Below are 15,779 nucleotides of genomic sequence, written 5' to 3'. Positions count from 1 at the left end.
GCCGGTCCGTCAGCCCGCGCGCACCACCACCGGCGCGGCCTTCACCGGCGCGCCCTGCGTCAGCCGCACGCCCACGAGCACCAGCGCGCCGCCCAGCGCCAGCTCCCAGTGCAGCGCTTCATCCAGGAAGAGCCACGCCACCAGCGCCGTCACCGCCGGCTGCAGGTTGGAGAAGATGGCCACGCGCGACGCGGGCACCTTCGACAGCGCGTAGGACCAGAGCAGGTACGCCACCACCGACGTCATCAGCCCCACGTACACGATGGAGGCCTTCGCCGCGGCGCTGGAGGCCCACACCGCCGCGGGCTCCAGCACGAACGGGGCGAGCGGCAACTGCAACACCGTGGCGACCGTCATCGTCCAGGCCGTCGCGCGCAGCGGTCCATGCTCCGTGGCCAGGGACTTGCCCTCCGTCGTGTAGACCACCCACGCCACCACCGCCGCGAGGATGAGCAGGTCCCCCTCCAGCGTGCCCCGCGCGCTCGCGAGCCCCCGGCCCAACAGCAGCACCACCACGCCCACCAGCGCCGTGAGGATGCCCGCCGTCGTCCGCGTGGACGCCCGCTCCCGGCCCAGCACCAGGCTGGCCACGTACACGCCCAGCGGCGTGAGCGCGTAGAACAGCGCCGCGTGCGCCGCCGTGGAGCGCGACAGGCCGGAGAAGAACAGCGTCTGGTTCACCGGCCCGCCCATCAGCCCCAACAGCGCGATGCGCGGCCACGCGTGGCGCGGCGGCAGCTTCCGCCCCGGCGTCAGCGCCAGCAGCGCCACGAACGCGACGCCGCAGACGAGGAAGCGCCACAGCACCACCGTGAACGGCGACAGCTCCGTCATCGCCCGCTTGGCGGCCAGGTACGTGCCCGCGCTGATCAGCACCTGCACCGTCAGCGCCGCGTACACCCGCCCGAGCGGCGGCGGCGCGGCGGACGGCGTCACGGCTCCAGTTGCAGAAGCGCCCATCGTGCGGCGCTGCGTACCAGCTCGCTGTCGTCGCCGCTGAGTTTTTCGAGCAGCGGCCGGGCGTGTGCCTGCCGTGCGACGCCCAGTGCGTAGACAGCGTTGCGCCTCAAACCGTCGTACCGCGCGCGCGCCAGCGCCGTGCCCGGGATGAGCTCCTTGTATTGCTCGGGGGTCAGCGCCGCCAGCTCCAGCGTGCCCAGCGACGCCACCGCGCGGGGCATGAAGCGCTCGTCGTCCGCGAACACCGGCTTGCGGTTCAGCGGGCACACCTGCTGGCAGATGTCGCAGCCGAAGATGAGGTTGTCGAACTTGAGCCGGAACGCCTCCGGCACGTCACGGTCGCGGTTCTCAATCGTCTGGTACGACAGGCACGCCCGCGCATCCACCTGCCGGTTGCCCACCAGCGCGCCCGTGGGACACGCCATGAGACACCGCCGGCAGGAGCCGCACCGGTCCGCCACCGGCCCCTCCGGATACGCGTCCACCTCCGCGTCCAGGATGAGCGTGGCCAGCAGCACCCACGAGCCGTGCGACTCCGTGATGAGGCAGCCGTTCTTGCCCACGTAGCCCAGGCCCCCGCGCGCGGCCCAGACCTTCTCCATCATGGGGCCGCTGTCCACGCCGCCGTAGGTGCCCAGCCCCGGGTACCAGGCGTTGAGGGTCTTGCGGAACGCCTTCATCCGGTCGCGCAGCGTGGAGTGGTAGTCGCGGCCCCTCGCGTACCGCGCGATGGGCGAGCCCTGCGACGGCGCGTCGTCCCGCCAGTAGTTGTTCGCGAGCGACAGCACCGTGCGCGCCCCCGGGAGGAGCACCGACACGTCGAGCCGCTCCTCCGCGCGCGACCCCATCCAGTCCATGTCCGCGTCGTAGCCGGCCTCCAGCCACGACATCAGCGACGACGGCGGGATGGGCTCCGCGCGCGCGAAGCCGATGAGGTCGAAGCCCACGTCCTGGGCGAGCCGCCGCAAGCGGGCCGTGGGCAGTTGCGTCGCGTACACGGGGCTACTTCGTCGGCTTCTCGGGGATCCACTTCACGTCCGGCAGGCCGGCGCGGAAGTTCACCAGCCGGGCCACCACGAAGAGCAGGTCCGACAGGCGGTTCAAGTACATGGCCACCGCGGGCGGGGCCTTGTCCTCACGCAGCAGCGTCACGACCCGGCGCTCGGTGCGGCGGCACACCGTGCGCGACAGGTGCAGCGCAGCGGCCGCGGGCGCGCCTCCCGGGAGGATGAAGTGCGTCATCTTCGGCAGCTCCTCCTCGTAGCGGTCGATGTGGCGCTCCATCTCCTCCACCCACTCCGGGCGCAGCTCCGGGATGTGGGCCGCCGCCTTGGTGTGCGGCGGCGTGGCCAGCACCGCACCCACCGTGAAGAGCTGGTCCTGGAGGCGCTGGAGCAGGTGGTCCAGGTCCGCCGGCAGCGAGAACGTGCGCGCGAGGCCCAGCGTGGCGTTGAGCTCGTCCACCTCGCCGTACGCCTCCACCAGCGCGTCGTCCTTCGACACCCGGCCGCCGCCGAAGAGGCCCGTTTCGCCGGCGTCGCCGGTCTTCGTGTAGATCTTCATGGCAGCCCTTGTTTAACGATGCGACACGGCGACGCCGTGCGCGGGTGGACAGCGGCCGATATTTTGCTCGCTTGCCCGACCCCACCTAGGGAAAAAGGGCCCCATGCAGCCTTACCTGAGTCTGATGGAGCACGTCCTGAATCACGGGACGAAGAAGGGCGACCGGACCGGCACGGGGACGCTGAGCCTCTTCGGCCACCAGCTCCGCTTCGACCTCACCCAGGGCTTCCCCCTGGTGACGACAAAGAAGCTCCACCTGAAATCCATCATCCACGAGCTGCTGTGGATGCTCCGGGGGGACTCGAACGTGCGCTCGCTCCAGGAGGTGGGGGTCACCATCTGGGACGAGTGGGCCAGCGCGGACGGCAGCCTGGGCCCCGTCTACGGCCACCAGTGGCGCTCGTGGAACACGCCGGACGGCGGCCACGTGGACCAGATGAAGCAGTTGGTGGACGGGCTCAAGAAGAACCCGGACTCGCGCCGGCACCTGGTGAGCGCGTGGAACGTGGCGGACGTGCCCTCCATGAAGCTGCCGCCCTGCCACGTGCTGTTCCAGTTCTACGTGGCCGACGGGAAGCTCTCCTGCCAGCTCTACCAGCGCAGCGCGGACATCTTCCTGGGGCTGCCCTTCAACATCGCGTCGTACTCGCTGCTGACCCTGATGGTGGCGCAGGTCACGGGCCTCACCGCGCACGAGTTCATCCACACCATCGGTGACGCGCACCTGTACCTCAACCACGTGGAGCAGGCCCGGGAGCAACTGACGCGAGAGCCGCGCCCGCTGCCGCGCATGCGCCTGAACCCGGACGTGAAGGACCTGTTCGCCTTCCGCTACGAGGACTTCACGCTGGAGGGCTACGACCCGCACCCCGCCATCAAGGCGCCCGTGGCCGTATGAGCCCGCGCGTGTCCGCCATCGTCGCCATGGCGGCGAACCGCGTCATCGGTCAGGGCAACACCCTGCCCTGGCGCCTGCCGCCAGACCTGGCGCGCTTCAAGCGGCTGACGCTGGGCCACACCCTCGTCATGGGCCGCAAGACGTACGACTCCATCGGACGTCCCCTGCCCGGCCGCACCACCGTGGTGCTCACCCGCCAGCGCGACTGGCCCGCGCCCCAAGGCGTCCACGTGGCCCACACCGTGGACGAGGCCCTGGAGCGGGCGCGGGGCGACAGCGAGGTCTTCATCGCGGGCGGCGCGGACCTCTACGCGCAGACGCAGGCGCTGTGGCAGCGGCTCTACCTCACCCGCCTCGAGCGGGACGTCCCGGGCGACGCCTTCTTCCCGCCCATGGACCTCAGCGGATGGACGCTGGTGGAGGAGGAACGGCACCCGGAAGGCGACCTGCCCTTCGGTTTCTTCACCTACGAGCGTCAGGGCCAGCCCTGATTCCAGGGGTTTGCCTCACGAGGGGGGCTTATCAATTGAATTTGATTCGCAGAATTGAACACGCGTGGCGCGGTTGGTAGAAAGCGGTCGTGAAACACGCCGCCGCCCTCACGTTGTGCCTGCTGCTCGCGCTGTCCTCTTCCGCCCGGGCCGAGTCGCCGGCGTCCGACGAGGGGCGTACCTGGCACCGGCTGGTGGGCATCCTCCAGTACCTCCAGGCGGACTACCCGGCGGCGGTGTCGTCCCAGTCGGAGTTCGAGCTGACGGAGCAGAAGAGCTTCGCGGCGGAGGCGCTGGCGGCGGCGAAGGACCTGGGCCCGGCGGCGGCCACGTTCGTGCCCCGCGTGGAGGCCATCCAGGCGCGCGTCAACGAAGCGAAGGACCCGGAGGGCGTCAGCCGCGACTGCGGGGAGCTGGTGGAGAGCCTGGTGCTGGCGGGGGGCCTGGCGCGCAGCCCTCGCGTGGCGCCGGACCTGGAGCACGGCAAGAAGCTCTTCCAGGCCAACTGCACGGCGTGCCACGGCGCGGAGGGCAAGGCGGACGTGTCCATCGCGGCGAACATGGAGCCGCGGCCGGCGAACTTCCATGACGCGGAGCTGATGGAGGACGGCCTCACGCCCTACAAGGCGTTCAACACCACCAGCTTCGGCGTGCCCGGCACGGCGATGCCGGCCTACCCCACGCTCACCGAGGACGACCGCTGGTCGCTGGCCTTCTTCGTCTTCACCCTGCGCCAGCCGCCGTGCCAGGGCGAGCCGCCCAATGCGTCGCTGGAGCGGCTGGCCACGTCCACGGACGCGGAGCTGGCGAAGGCGTTCGGCGCGGACAAGGTGGCGTGCCTGCGCCGGAACATGCCGGACGCGGACGAGGAGAAGGTGCTGCTCAACGCGCGCGCGGCGGTGGGCCACGCGATGCGCATGGGCGCGGAGGGTGACTACGTGGGCGCGAAGAACGCGCTCCTGGACGCGTACCTCAACGGCCTGGAGCCGGTGGAGCCCAAGCTGCGCGGGCGCGACCCGGCGCTCACCCAGAAGCTGGAGGAGGCCTTCATGCAGGCGCGGCTCGCCGCCGAGCGCAAGAGCCCGCACCTGCAGGACGAGGGGCGCGAGCTGCTGTCGCTGCTGGACCAGGCGCGCAAGTCCACCGGGAGCACCACGGACGTGCTGTCCGTGGCGTGGCTCACGCTGCTCATCCTGCTGCGCGAGGGCTTCGAGGCGACCATCATCGTCACGGCGCTCCTGGCCGCGCTGAAGAAGATGAAGGCCATGGACCAGGTCCGCGTGGTGCACGCGGGCTGGGTGTCCGCGCTCATCGCGGGCGCCCTCGCGTACATCGTGGGGCGCAAGCTGCTGGCGGGCGCGCAGCGCGAGTGGATGGAGGGCATCACCGCGCTGGTGGCGGTGGGCATGCTGCTGTACGCGGCGCTGTGGCTCAACGCGCGCGCCAACGTGAGCCACTTCATGGGCGAATTGCGCCAGAAGATGCAGGGCGCGCTGGGCCGGGGCAGCACGGTGGGCCTGTTCGTCATCGCGTTCACGTCCGTGCTGCGTGAGAGCTTCGAGACGGCCATCTTCCTCCAGGGCCTGGCGGTGGACTCCGCGGCGGGCGTGGCCTGGGGCGTGGCGGGGGGCCTCGTCGCGCTGGCGGTGCTGGTGCTCTTCGTCAACCGCCTGGGCTACCGGCTGCCCATGAAGACGCTCTTCAGCCTCTCCACGGTGGTGATGGTGGTGACGGCGGTGATGCTGCTGGGCAAGGGCATCCACTCGCTGCAGGAGGTGGGCGCGCTGCCGCTGGTGCCGGTGCGCTTCATCTACGTGGACATGCTGGGCCTGTACCCGGATGCGCTGTCGCTGGTGCCGCAGGCGCTGCTGGCCGTGGCGCCGCTCGTCTACCGGGCCCTGCGCCGCCGCACCCGCGTGGAGACGCCCGCCTCCGGTGACGGGGCGACGCCGACACAGCCGTTGCGGTAGCCTCCCGTCCTGGTGAAGCACACACGTCTGTCCACACTCCTCGCCCTGCTGCTCGTATCGGGCCTGGCCTCGGCCCAGGAGGCCCCCTCCGAGCCGGCCCGGGCGCCCGCCGGGAGCCTCACGCCGCCGCCGTTGGTGGGCGCGCCGGACGAGGACGTGCCTCCGCCGCCGGACGTCACCCCCGGTGACGAGGTCCCGACGCGCGCCGCCGTCCCCGCCCAGGCACTGCCCCCCGTGAAGGCCGCGCCCGCCGCGAAGGACCCGGTGCCGCGCGTGGCGGTGGAGGTGCTGGGCGGCACGGCGGGCGGCGTCGTGGGCGCGACGGTGCTGGGCTCGGTGGGGTACCTGCTGGGGTCCGCCACGGTGGGCTGTGACGAGTGCCTGGTGATGGCCGTCGCGGGCGCCGCGGCGGGAGGCATCATCGGCATCCCGGTGGGAACGTACGCGGGCGGCCGGTTCATGGGCGGGCGCGGCCGGGTGGGCGCGACGGTGGCCGGGAGCATGGTGGGCTGGGGCGCGACGTTCCTGGCGCTCACGCTGGTGAACAGCGGCACGGAGGCGCCCCCGGCCCTCAACGCCGCCCTCTTCATCCTCCCGGTGGTGGGAGCGAGCGCGGGCTTCGAGCTGTCCCACGCCAACGCCCTGAGCAAGGAGGCCGCGATGCAGGAGCCCCCTCCTGGCCCGTCCGTGCGCCTGATGCCCGTGGCCACCTACAGCTCCAAGGGCCCGCACCTGGGCTTGATGGGCAGCTTCTAGGCGCCCACGCTGAGAAAAGACCAACACGCATTTCCTCACGTATTAGCCACATATGAGGATGCATAGCTAGAATCGGCGCCCGCACTGGGTATTTGGGTGGTTCGGCGCACCGACGGGATGAACCATGGACACCATCATCCGATTGCAAGACCCCGACGGCGAGAGTTCATCGTACTTGCTCGAAGCGATTCTCGATGCGAGTCACAATGCGTCAGAGGGTACGGGAATGTTCGCCTTCGCATCAGCGAAGGGGGTCCGCATGCTGTTCGACGATGCCGACTTCGCGGCATTCCTCAAGCGGGCTTCATTCGATCTGATCGTTGGGGTAGACGCAGTTACCAACGTCGCCACGTTGGCATTACTGAAGGAGTACACCGAGACGTACCGGAAGCTCGTCGTTCGTGTCTTCCTTCATCATCGCAAGGGCATCCTGTTCCATCCGAAGTTCTGCTGGTTCCGCTCACTCAAGGGCGGCACGGCAGTGCTTGGCTCTGGAAATCTCACGCTAGGTGGGTTGGCCGGAAACTGGGAGGCGTTCAGCCTCTGCGGAGCGACTACCGCTGAGGCCCAGACCACTGCGGCACAGTGGAGGAAGTGGACCCTCAGCAACAAGGCCCGGCTGAAATCGGTGGATGATGAAGAGGTGCTAGCACGAGCGGCAAAGAACGTCGCCGCAGCTATTCCAGCGGTCGATTCCGACGACGTCGCGCTTGATGATGTGTCATCAACAACGGCCCCAGACACGGTCATGATTGCTGAGATTCCTCGCGGTGAGCGCTGGAAGCAGGCGAATTTCGATCTTGAAACGTTCCGTCAGTTCTTCCAAGCAACACCGGGTGCACGCCAGCGCGTGTTTCTGTGGCACGTCGCGGCTGATGGCACTGTAGGAGACATCGAGGTGCGTCCATGCGTTAGCGTCAAGAGCCAGAATTACCGAATTGAGCTGGGGGCGGCTGTCAACCTGTCCTACCCCGAGGGCTCCGCTCGTCCCATCGCCGTCTTCTTGCGCAGCGCGACGCGGAAGTTCCGCTACCGGCTGCTTATGCCAGAAGATCCTTCGTACAACCACGTCCTGCGGATTCTCGCCCAGCGCTGGACGGGCCGTACGGGTCGTATGCGCCGTGTGACGATGAGTTCTGACGAGCTTCGCCGAGCCTGGCCCGATTCTCCCCTTCTCCCAGAGCCCTGAGGCACAAACCAGGAGGGTTTATGGCCGGCATACGATGAGGACCTCTGAGTCGTAGAAAACTCGCGTGTTCAACTGATGCTGATTGAACTTGTTGTGCGCATAGCGGCCAACCGACTGCACATCCACGTCTCGGAAATGCTCTCGCGCCAACGCAACGATGCTCTCGACCGTCATGAGCCGAGGGCGTGCCCCTTCATCCTTCTGGTAGGGCGAGTACGACAGCACAAGGGGGGACTCCAGGCGCCGTACACCTGCGAATAGACGAGCGAATGCTCCTGGCGCTTGCGACTTGATGCAGAAGGGCGACTGGTGCCGATCTACCCGATAGAAGCCGCGGCTCAGGAGTTCGTGGCCCCCCAGGCGCATCGTGGAAACCTCCGGGTTGTCGCGCAGGCACATTGTTTCGAGCACATGGTAGAAGCGGCTGTAGTGGTCTCGCGTGTACGGCGGGTCGGCATAGACAACACCAAGCCGACCGTCGAACTGTGACAGAAACTCCTGGTAGTCCAGGCGCAGCACCTTGTGATGATGCTGCGTACGTGGCAACTGCTGATAACGGGCCATCCAATTCGCAAATACGTCGAACGTCTCCAAGGAGCGGTCGCGGATGATCTGCCGCGTTAGGTGGTGTTTGGGCCGACCTTCCGAATCCCTCGGACGGATTGGTTGGGCGAACTGCTTGCCCACCGTGTTCACGATCTCACTAGCCGTGCTGAGCACGGGAGCGAGGTAGTAGTCCCGCTCCCTAGTTGGAAACGCGTGGACGCGCTCAAGCAGTGCGTCGAGTTGGAGGGTCTGCCGAAATGAGAAGTACACGCCCCCGAAGTATCGCGTGGTAAGGGTCCCTGGATGGGAGTCCAGGTCCCCGCGCGCGAGACGACGAGAGGTGCTCGCGAGCGCCTTTTCCAATCCGGTGCTGATCTTTTCCGGAGACTTGCGCGCATGCGCCAACAAGGATCCCTGTTCCACGAGTTCACATAGAGGATCGGGGTTGCCAGCCACTGCGTCCTCAATGCAGCGTTCCTCGTAGGAAAGGAGCGGCTCCAAGGCCTGAGCGAGCTTCTCCAGATGGGCGGAGCGCCGAACATCGGCGAGGAGGCTCTCCCCCAGCGCCGTATCCCAGGACTGCCGAAGCATGGCCGAACAGACGACTCGGGAATACTCTTGGATGTCTACAGCGATGACATCGCGGCCGTGGGCGAGCGCCAGGGAAACGGTCCCCGATCCGGCGAAGAGATCGCATGCCGACCCGTGCGGGAGTTCGACTTGCTCGATGGTCTCGAGAATCGTTTCCACGAGACGCAGCTTGCTACCGAGGTAGTGGATGGGCCGGAACGCGATCCTCGTCTCGCCGGCTAGCGGTACAGGCGTAGAGGACGGGAAGAGCGGCAGGTTCGCATTGGCGGCGGTCGTCTTACTTGTCACTTGGGTACCTCTCCATTACCTTCCGTCGACCGTCCACGACCTCGCGCATTGCGAGGCCCACATCGAAGCTGTGCCATGTTCCCTGGTCCTGTGAGTGAGGCAAAATCCTTCGCTTCAAGTTCCGCCGCCGCCTCCGCCTCGCGCGAATTCACAAGGGAGCCGAAGCTCTCCTACGGCGCCAGTGGATCCGGTAATGGCCTCTATCATGGGGAAAACTTGGCGACGCTTGCGCGCCTTGAACCTCTGCTGCGCGGCACCGTTCGATGCATCTACATCGACCCGCCCTACAATAACCAGGAACGGTACGCCCATTACCACGATGCGCGGTCGCACTCTGAGTGGCTCGCAGCAATCGTCCAGCGAATCGAGCGGCTCGCGCCGCTACTACGTGAGGACGGCACCCTCTGGATTTCTATCGACGACCGCGAGGTCCACTACCTGAAAGTCGCGGTGGACGCGGTCTTCGGTCGGGAGAACTTTGTCTCGACCATTATCTGGCAACAGCGGACGACGAGAGAGAACCGAAAGGTCTTCTCGAACAACCATGAGTATCTACTGGTCTACGCGAAGGACGCCAAGGGCTTCCGTCAGTCAAGGAACCAGTTGGCACCAACTCCGGAGATGCTGAGTCGGTACAAGAATCCGGATCAGGATCCACGCGGCCTCTGGCAGTCCGTATCAGCGAACGTGCAGGCTGGGCACGCCACGGCCTCACAGTTCTACCTGCTCGCTGCTCCGAACGGGCGTCGCCATGCGCCACCGAACGGCCGGTGCTGGATATACAGCGAGAGGAAAATGCAGGAGGAGATCCGCAAGAACAACGTGTGGTTCGGAAAGGATGGGAATGGAACCCCGCGCCTGAAGCGGTTCCTGTCGGAGTCGTCAACAGGGCTCACCCCGGAGACGTTCTGGCCCGCCGTGGACGTAGGGACCAACGATCTGGCCAAAAAGCACTTACTCCAGTTGTTCCCTAACGAGACGGTCTTCGATACGCCCAAGCCCGAGGCATTGATTCACCGCATTCTTCACATCGCCACGAACCCTGGTGAACTCGTGCTCGACGCCTATCTCGGCTCGGGAACAACGGCGGCCGTCGCGCACAAAATGCGCCGGAAGTACATCGGCATCGAAGAGGGTAGTCAGGCTGTCTCCCATTGCGCCAGCCGCCTCAAGAAGGTCGTTGATGGCGAGGCGGGAGGCGTGTCCGCAGCGGTTGGCTGGAAAGGCGGCGGGGGGTTCGACTTCTATCGGCTGAGCCGTTAACTGGGGAACAATGGGGAGTTGGGCCAAGCACGGCGGAATTCGCCGGGGCTCATCATCAGTCGCCTCATCTGGCCCGCGCGTGCCGGCTCGCTTTGGTCCAAAATGGAGAGAGCGCGCTTATACAAGGGATCGGACGGCATTAGCAGGTAGTAGCGGAAATGCCGCGTCATGATCCGTAGGAACACGCCGATCGGGCGAAGCCCGCCCCCTGGATAGGGGAGCCCCTTGGCTGCACCAAGCTCAATCCGGTAGTTCCTGCTATGGACGCTGACACTCTGGCGTACTTCTCGGTCTTGCACCCGACCGTCCGGCGCAACCCGCCACAGCGTGACGTAGTGACGTTCGCCCGGCTCTAACTGGAAAAACTCACGGAACGTGTTAATATTGAAGTTCGCCTGATTCCAACGCCCACTGGCACGAGGAATCTCGGCGAGCAATACCATTTCGGTCTCCGGCACTTCGGAAACTGCTGGAGACGACTGCTTCCGCCTAAGCACAACATCAATGCTTCTCAGAACCGTTTGGGCCAGGCGCAGCGCATCTACCTGGGTCTCGGGGCGTAGCCGAAGAGGCTCGACGCTCTGGCGGACCTGCCCGACGGAGGAAGTCATTAGGTACCTGTAGGCCTGTTCTGCGGCGCCTCCTGTCGTCCCCAAAGGTAAAACAACCTTCTTTGTTCTCAAGGCGTGCTTGAAGATTTCGTCGGTCTTCCGCTCGCCACCAATGAGGACTACCGCATCCGCGCGCTGGATGGGCTCGCGAAGAGTACCCTTCTCATCACGAACGCTCAATCTTGCCTTGACCAACAAGTCTGTGCGCTTGATACCAGCCCCCTGAAGCACAGCCTCATAAGCAGTTGCTCCTATCTCATCACTTGTGGCAAGTCCATGCCCAGCCTGCGCAAGAGCACTTCCGAGGTACGCGACAACCCGTTGATTCGAATGAATTGGCTCCTGCTCCTCACCACTGGCAATGACTATCCAGCGCCCTGACGGCGACCACTCCAGAAGGAGGACTACCGAGGGTTCGGATACCTCTAGCGTCCACCGCCGTGCGACGGCCGGAAATTCGACGACATAGCTGCCGTACTGCAGTTCAAGCTCCCATGAGCGCTCGCTCGCACGAGTCTCCATAATGGCCTGAGCGCCGCGAGCATAGAGCTGGACCTCCAGTCCGTGATAGATGCTGTGAAACTTGATCCTGACCTGCGAGTGATGAGGCCTCTCATCTAGCCTGGGGCGAAGTGAGACGTCCACCCCAGCGAGGTTACGTGCGACCTCCGTGTAGACACCGCCCATACGCTGAAGCACGTGGGCCGCGATAGTCGCGAAGGCATGGTGTTGCTCCACGAAGGGAGTGGCGTCCTTCGTCGGGTCGACGAGAAGTGCGGGGAAGTTTCGTTCCTGGCCGAACTGGCTCTCTATGAACTCGGAGACGTAAAGGAGCACATTCCGGGCGCTGCCGACCGGAACTGAGTCGAGGAGACGCTCGCGCACACCCGGCCAGAAGTCGTACTGCTTCTCCTCTGGGTTGGTCGATGCCTCCTGTCCCGGAATCTCCCGGAGCACTCCCCCTAGGAACACCTCGGCCAAGTGCTCATGTCTTGCCTCTGGCACTAGGGTTTCCCGGATGAGGTTCATAACCGGAAGGCTGACCGGAACGACTGCCAGCAGTCCCGCTAGTTTTCGAGCAGGCAAAGAGGCCGTAGCAATAAAGCGATCGAAACGCTCCTGAGCGGAAGGGGCATGCCCCGTCCCTGCGACCGCAACCGTAACCGCAAGGTCCTGCGCCGGACGAAACTCGAAGCCTTGAACACATGCACTGCCACCCGCCACCAGCCTCGCCCACGCCGCAATGGACGCCGGCTCCAGCCCTACCACGGGCACGACCGGTCCTCCGAAAGGCCCCTCCTGGGCATCCCCGCTATCATCTTCCACCAGCAGTTGAGTGTTCGAAGAACCGCGCCGCATGGCCCGTAGAACCATATCGGTTCCATTGCGCAGGGCCGTACGCCCCCAGTACTGCTTGGGGAGCACCTGCACTACGACGGTCGGTCCCGCACGGCCCCAAAGGTCAAGCAGCCTTGGAACCTCGCCTGTATGCCATCGTCGGGAAACACAATCGGATACCACCATCACAAGCCGCCGACCCTCCGGGTCGAGCAGTTCATCTGGCCGACTCTCGACAAGTGGCCTCTCGGCCGTGCCAAGTCCGGCCATGAGGCGTAGCTCGTCTTCACTCGAATCCGTGGGCAGGCGCCATACTCGCACGTCCCGGAAAGAGCCATGAAATTGCAGTAGGTCTCGCAGCTCGGTTGCTGTCTGGCGCCAGAGCGCCATAGAGGCTCCACTGTCAACCACGAGGGCAAGTTCGAGCCACCGAACCTGTGCGAGGCGAATTACCGGCAGCCACACGCCGGTCTCCGCGATCTGCTCTGCTGACGCCGTCTCGTCGAGAACCTGCATCCGTTTGGACTGAAAGCGTCTGTGGAATGGGCGCAGCGCACGGCCGAGCCCCAGCCGATCAGGTAGCGCAGAGGCGGACGGGACTCTAATCGGTATGCCCCTATAGGCACGCTCGTGGCTCGGCAGTACCAAGGGAACTGGTGGTGGCGCGACGGGCGTCTTACCTTTCGAGTCCTCCTTGGACATCGGAGGTGTAGGGAGTTCCGCCCCCAGTATCAGTTCCGAGGCAGGTTCTTCCAGAGACGAATTTAGGGCAGGCACCTCCTCCGGCAAGAAGCGCGCTAGCCAGAGGGCATCCGCGAGTTCCTCAGCAGAGAAGTTGAGGCACGAGGACTCAAGCGCGCGTATGAGCTGATTAATCATGGAGCAGTGCGAAGATTCTTGAGTAGGGCGTCGATGACACTCACCTGGTCGCCATCCTTCTCCTTCAGACGCGTCACCATGAAAATGGCATTGAGGAGCTGATCCGTGGCGAGCACCTCATTCTTCGACGCAGCGAGAAACCGGGAAATCAGAGGCTGGGCCTCTGCGAGTGCCTCCGGCCCAAGGTGTGCTTCGACAATAGATCTGAGCCGCTGCTCGTCCGGAACGGAGATCCTCAAGTGGAGACAGCGGCGCAAGAACGCGGGCGGGAACTCGCGCTCACCGTTGCTGGTCAGGAGCACGATGGGGAAAGCCGAGCACCGGACCTTTCCTCCTGGGATAGGGACAGGTTCCCCCTCGTCGGCCGGCCGTACCTTCACCTCGTTTGCGTCTTCCCCCAGCCGGACCAACTCCGGAATCTCGAATTCGCCCTCCTCGAAGACGTGCAGCAGGTCGTTGGGCAGATCGATATCGCTTTTATCGATTTCATCGATGAGCAGCACGCGGGGCCGCGGCTGGGGCAAAAGGGCCGTTCCAAGGGGGCCGAGCCGAAGGAACTGCCCGATGCTGGGTGATGGTGATTGGCCCTCCTTTTGGGCAAGCGATGCGGCCTGGAGCCGCCCTACCGCATCGTAACGGTAGAGGCCCTCATGGAGCGTGGAGCGCGTATTAATGGGCCAGACCAGCACTGCCCCCAGCTTCAGCTCGTGAGCCACGGCATACGCGAGCGAGGACTTTCCCGTTCCCGGCATGCCTGTAATGAGGAGCGGGCGCCGTAGATAGAGCGCCGCGTTGACCATCTTGATCTCCTCCTCACCGGGCCGGAACCACTCGCCACGGTGGGGCTTCTCGCTGTAGTCCCTCCATTGCGGAGGCCTGGGAAGCTCTTGGATACGATTGTGCGGCTCCTGCTGCCCTCGGAAGATGCGCCAGTCGTTCATGAATCGTCTCCCTGTCAGCCCACGGCCGGAGCCGCGAGGACCGACTCATCCTCCGCATCGGGAGGCAGTCGGTCGGGGTTGTCCCACAAGAGGGTGATGTGTTCTTCGAGCACTAGGGGCTCCTTCCGCTGCTGGCGCGCCGTGTGGACGCGATCTGGCAGCCCGAGGAGCGGGCCCTCCAGAAGCTTCTGGAGGTAGAGTCTCGCATCCGCCTCCGTCACGTCTTTCCGCAGGCTCAGTACAGCGGGGGCGCCGGCATTGACGCTGCGCTGGAGGAGCTTCGGCTCGCAGCCCACCGGGATGGCCACACAAAGGGTGCTGTTGCGCTGGAGCCGCTCGGCAAGGTTATCCCCTAATCGGCTGGGCACGAGCCACTCCACGAAGGCCAACTCAGGCGTGACCTGGAGCTGTTTGAGCTGCTCCCATTTGCTGCGCCACAGGCCCCATCCTCTCCACTGCGACTCGTAGAGACGTTCGTAGGGGCGGACGACTACGGGGTACCGGAAACCCAGCCTGACAGCATCATCTTCCTCTCCAGAAGTGAAGGGCCAAGCATCAACGTTCTGGGGGAGGAGTTTGTGGCGCAAGCAGACCTCGATAGTCATCCGGTCGCAGGCCAGAGAGAGCGAGTAGGACACCTTCGGCTCCCGCAGCACCTGGGCTAGTACTTCGGGGAGCTGGCCCAGCGTGCTCTGCCTGCGCGCCAGGACACACTCGGGAATCAACGAGAGGGGTCGCTGATCCTGCCCCAAGGACCAAAGCCAGGCCGTGACGAAGGCCTCATCTTCCGGAAGACCTGTGTCGCTCTTCTTTGACTCGCATTTCACAAACAGGCGAAGCGCGTGAATCTTCTCGGCGGCAGAGGGAGCAATGGCGGTCTCTTCTTCTTCTTGGAGCCACTTCCGGAGCTGTCCAGCCGTAGGCTCCGTCCCCTGCCCTGCAACTTGGTCAATGAACTTCAAGAGGGGATGAGCTCCGTCTGACTGAGCAGGTGCGCTGGAGAGGCTATCTACGAGGCGCATGAATGTCGTGGCCGGCCGCTGCTCCATGCTCGGGGCCGGGGCGATCATCCACCCTTGAGGCATGCTGTTCTGGGCAAGCTGTTCAAGCCGCTTGGCCTCCAGGGACAGGGGTGCCTGTTCGACGAGCGTCTCAAGTTGCTGGAGCCGAGCGGTCGGGAAGCGCGGGAGCAACTCTTTCTCGAGTTGCTGCAGGACCGTATTCGCGGAACTGGCCCTCAGGGCTTGTCGGAGGAGCAGCACGAGCCAGCCCTTGGCTTCGGCGTGCTCCAGTAGTTCCGAAACGCTCGTGTCGAGGTCACGCTCCGAGGTGAATCTGTTGAGCCGGATCCCAAGACGGTACCGGGTGAATTGTTTGAGCGCCTCCCAGCTAGGAAATGCGCTACAGAGCGCATCCGCAAACGCCTTAAGCTGCGCCCCATCCAAGACTAGGTCCATTCAAGGTACTCGCCAGGGTCCTTGCCCCCATGCACACT

The 15,779-nt window shown here is 65.3% G+C and carries 13 protein-coding genes; 6 read left to right on the top strand and 7 right to left on the bottom strand.

Going from position 1 to position 15,779, the window contains the following annotated elements; translation table 11 throughout:
* Positions 1-9: 9 nt before the first annotated feature.
* From K8556_RS06925 to K8556_RS06915, 3 genes are read right to left on the bottom strand one after another with little or no spacing between them, the layout of a single operon-like run.
* Positions 10-960 carry a DMT family transporter gene (locus K8556_RS06925; protein ID WP_223739211.1) on the bottom strand — a complete coding sequence of 317 codons (951 nt, stop codon included), beginning with the start codon at positions 958-960 and terminating at the stop codon, positions 10-12.
* On the bottom strand, positions 933-1,958 hold the full coding sequence (gene queG / locus K8556_RS06920; RefSeq protein WP_223739210.1) for a tRNA epoxyqueuosine(34) reductase QueG: 1,026 nt from the start codon (positions 1,956-1,958) through the stop codon (positions 933-935). The genes K8556_RS06925 and queG overlap by 28 nt, the downstream gene beginning before the upstream one ends.
* A gap of 4 nt (positions 1,959-1,962) precedes the next feature.
* Positions 1,963-2,523, bottom strand: a complete 561-nt coding sequence (locus K8556_RS06915; protein ID WP_223739209.1) for a cob(I)yrinic acid a,c-diamide adenosyltransferase — start codon at positions 2,521-2,523, stop codon at positions 1,963-1,965.
* Between the two features lie 103 nt (positions 2,524-2,626).
* On the opposite strand from K8556_RS06915, the gene K8556_RS06910 reads away from it, so the two are divergent.
* From K8556_RS06910 to K8556_RS06890, 5 genes are all read left to right on the top strand, one after another.
* A complete protein-coding gene (locus tag K8556_RS06910) occupies positions 2,627-3,421 on the top strand; it encodes a thymidylate synthase (RefSeq protein ID WP_223739208.1) in 795 nt (264 codons plus the stop codon).
* The gene (locus K8556_RS06905; protein WP_255651410.1) at positions 3,418-3,912 is read left to right on the top strand and encodes a dihydrofolate reductase; all 495 of its coding nucleotides are present in this window, start codon (positions 3,418-3,420) and stop codon (positions 3,910-3,912) included. Before K8556_RS06910 ends, K8556_RS06905 begins: the two co-directional genes overlap by 4 nt.
* An 89-nt stretch (positions 3,913-4,001) precedes the next feature.
* Entirely contained in the window at positions 4,002-5,882 is a 1,881-nt protein-coding gene (locus tag K8556_RS06900) for an FTR1 family protein (protein WP_223739206.1), read from the top strand.
* Between the two features lie 12 nt (positions 5,883-5,894).
* The gene (locus K8556_RS06895; protein ID WP_223739205.1) at positions 5,895-6,638 is read left to right on the top strand and encodes a GlsB/YeaQ/YmgE family stress response membrane protein; all 744 of its coding nucleotides are present in this window, start codon (positions 5,895-5,897) and stop codon (positions 6,636-6,638) included.
* A 124-nt stretch (positions 6,639-6,762) separates the two neighbouring features.
* Complete coding sequence (locus K8556_RS06890) at positions 6,763-7,827, top strand: phospholipase D family protein (RefSeq protein ID WP_223739204.1); 1,065 nt, start codon at positions 6,763-6,765, stop codon at positions 7,825-7,827.
* An 18-nt stretch (positions 7,828-7,845) separates the two neighbouring features.
* Here the strand turns inward: K8556_RS06890 and K8556_RS06885 are convergent, their stop codons facing one another.
* Positions 7,846-9,252: a DNA adenine methylase gene (locus tag K8556_RS06885; protein ID WP_223739203.1), complete on the bottom strand. Its 1,407-nt coding sequence runs from the start codon at positions 9,250-9,252 to the stop codon at positions 7,846-7,848.
* A 75-nt stretch (positions 9,253-9,327) separates the two neighbouring features.
* On the opposite strand from K8556_RS06885, the gene K8556_RS06880 reads away from it, so the two are divergent.
* The gene (locus K8556_RS06880) at positions 9,328-10,515 is read left to right on the top strand and encodes a site-specific DNA-methyltransferase (protein ID WP_223739202.1); all 1,188 of its coding nucleotides are present in this window, start codon (positions 9,328-9,330) and stop codon (positions 10,513-10,515) included.
* On the opposite strand, the gene K8556_RS06875 is transcribed toward K8556_RS06880, so the two are convergent.
* The 3 genes from K8556_RS06875 to K8556_RS06865 are packed head-to-tail and all read right to left on the bottom strand — an operon-like array spanning position 10,512 to position 15,741.
* A complete protein-coding gene (locus tag K8556_RS06875; protein ID WP_223739201.1) occupies positions 10,512-13,343 on the bottom strand; it encodes an SAV_2336 N-terminal domain-related protein in 2,832 nt (943 codons plus the stop codon). The two genes, K8556_RS06880 and K8556_RS06875, sit on opposite strands and share 4 nt — an antisense overlap.
* Entirely contained in the window at positions 13,340-14,284 is a 945-nt protein-coding gene (locus tag K8556_RS06870) for a MoxR family ATPase (RefSeq protein WP_223739200.1), read from the bottom strand. The genes K8556_RS06875 and K8556_RS06870 overlap by 4 nt, the downstream gene beginning before the upstream one ends.
* Before the next feature lie 14 nt (positions 14,285-14,298).
* Complete coding sequence (locus tag K8556_RS06865; protein ID WP_223739199.1) at positions 14,299-15,741, bottom strand: effector-associated domain EAD1-containing protein; 1,443 nt, start codon at positions 15,739-15,741, stop codon at positions 14,299-14,301.
* Positions 15,742-15,779: the final 38 nt, after the last annotated feature.

Origin of the sequence: Corallococcus sp. AS-1-12, from assembly GCF_020036995.1 — a bacterium.
In the GTDB taxonomy this organism is placed as follows: Bacteria; Myxococcota; Myxococcia; order Myxococcales; family Myxococcaceae; genus Corallococcus.
This window is presented reverse-complemented; position numbering and strand designations above follow the sequence as displayed.

What these genes read in the sequence shown, in the direction of transcription:
- K8556_RS06910 (WP_223739208.1), top strand. Translation starts at nt 2,627, where the DNA reads ATGCAGCCTTACCTGAGTCTGATGGAGCACGTCCTGAATCACGGGACG.
- K8556_RS06905 (WP_255651410.1), top strand. Translation starts at nt 3,418, where the DNA reads ATGAGCCCGCGCGTGTCCGCCATCGTCGCCATGGCGGCGAACCGCGTC.
- K8556_RS06915 (WP_223739209.1), bottom strand. Translation starts at nt 2,523, where the DNA reads ATGAAGATCTACACGAAGACCGGCGACGCCGGCGAAACGGGCCTCTTC.
- K8556_RS06925 (WP_223739211.1), bottom strand. Translation starts at nt 960, where the DNA reads ATGGGCGCTTCTGCAACTGGAGCCGTGACGCCGTCCGCCGCGCCGCCG.
- K8556_RS06875 (WP_223739201.1), bottom strand. Translation starts at nt 13,343, where the DNA reads ATGATTAATCAGCTCATACGCGCGCTTGAGTCCTCGTGCCTCAACTTC.
- K8556_RS06870 (WP_223739200.1), bottom strand. Translation starts at nt 14,284, where the DNA reads ATGAACGACTGGCGCATCTTCCGAGGGCAGCAGGAGCCGCACAATCGT.
- K8556_RS06865 (WP_223739199.1), bottom strand. Translation starts at nt 15,741, where the DNA reads ATGGACCTAGTCTTGGATGGGGCGCAGCTTAAGGCGTTTGCGGATGCG.
- K8556_RS06890 (WP_223739204.1), top strand. Translation starts at nt 6,763, where the DNA reads ATGGACACCATCATCCGATTGCAAGACCCCGACGGCGAGAGTTCATCG.
- K8556_RS06880 (WP_223739202.1), top strand. Translation starts at nt 9,328, where the DNA reads ATGTTCCCTGGTCCTGTGAGTGAGGCAAAATCCTTCGCTTCAAGTTCC.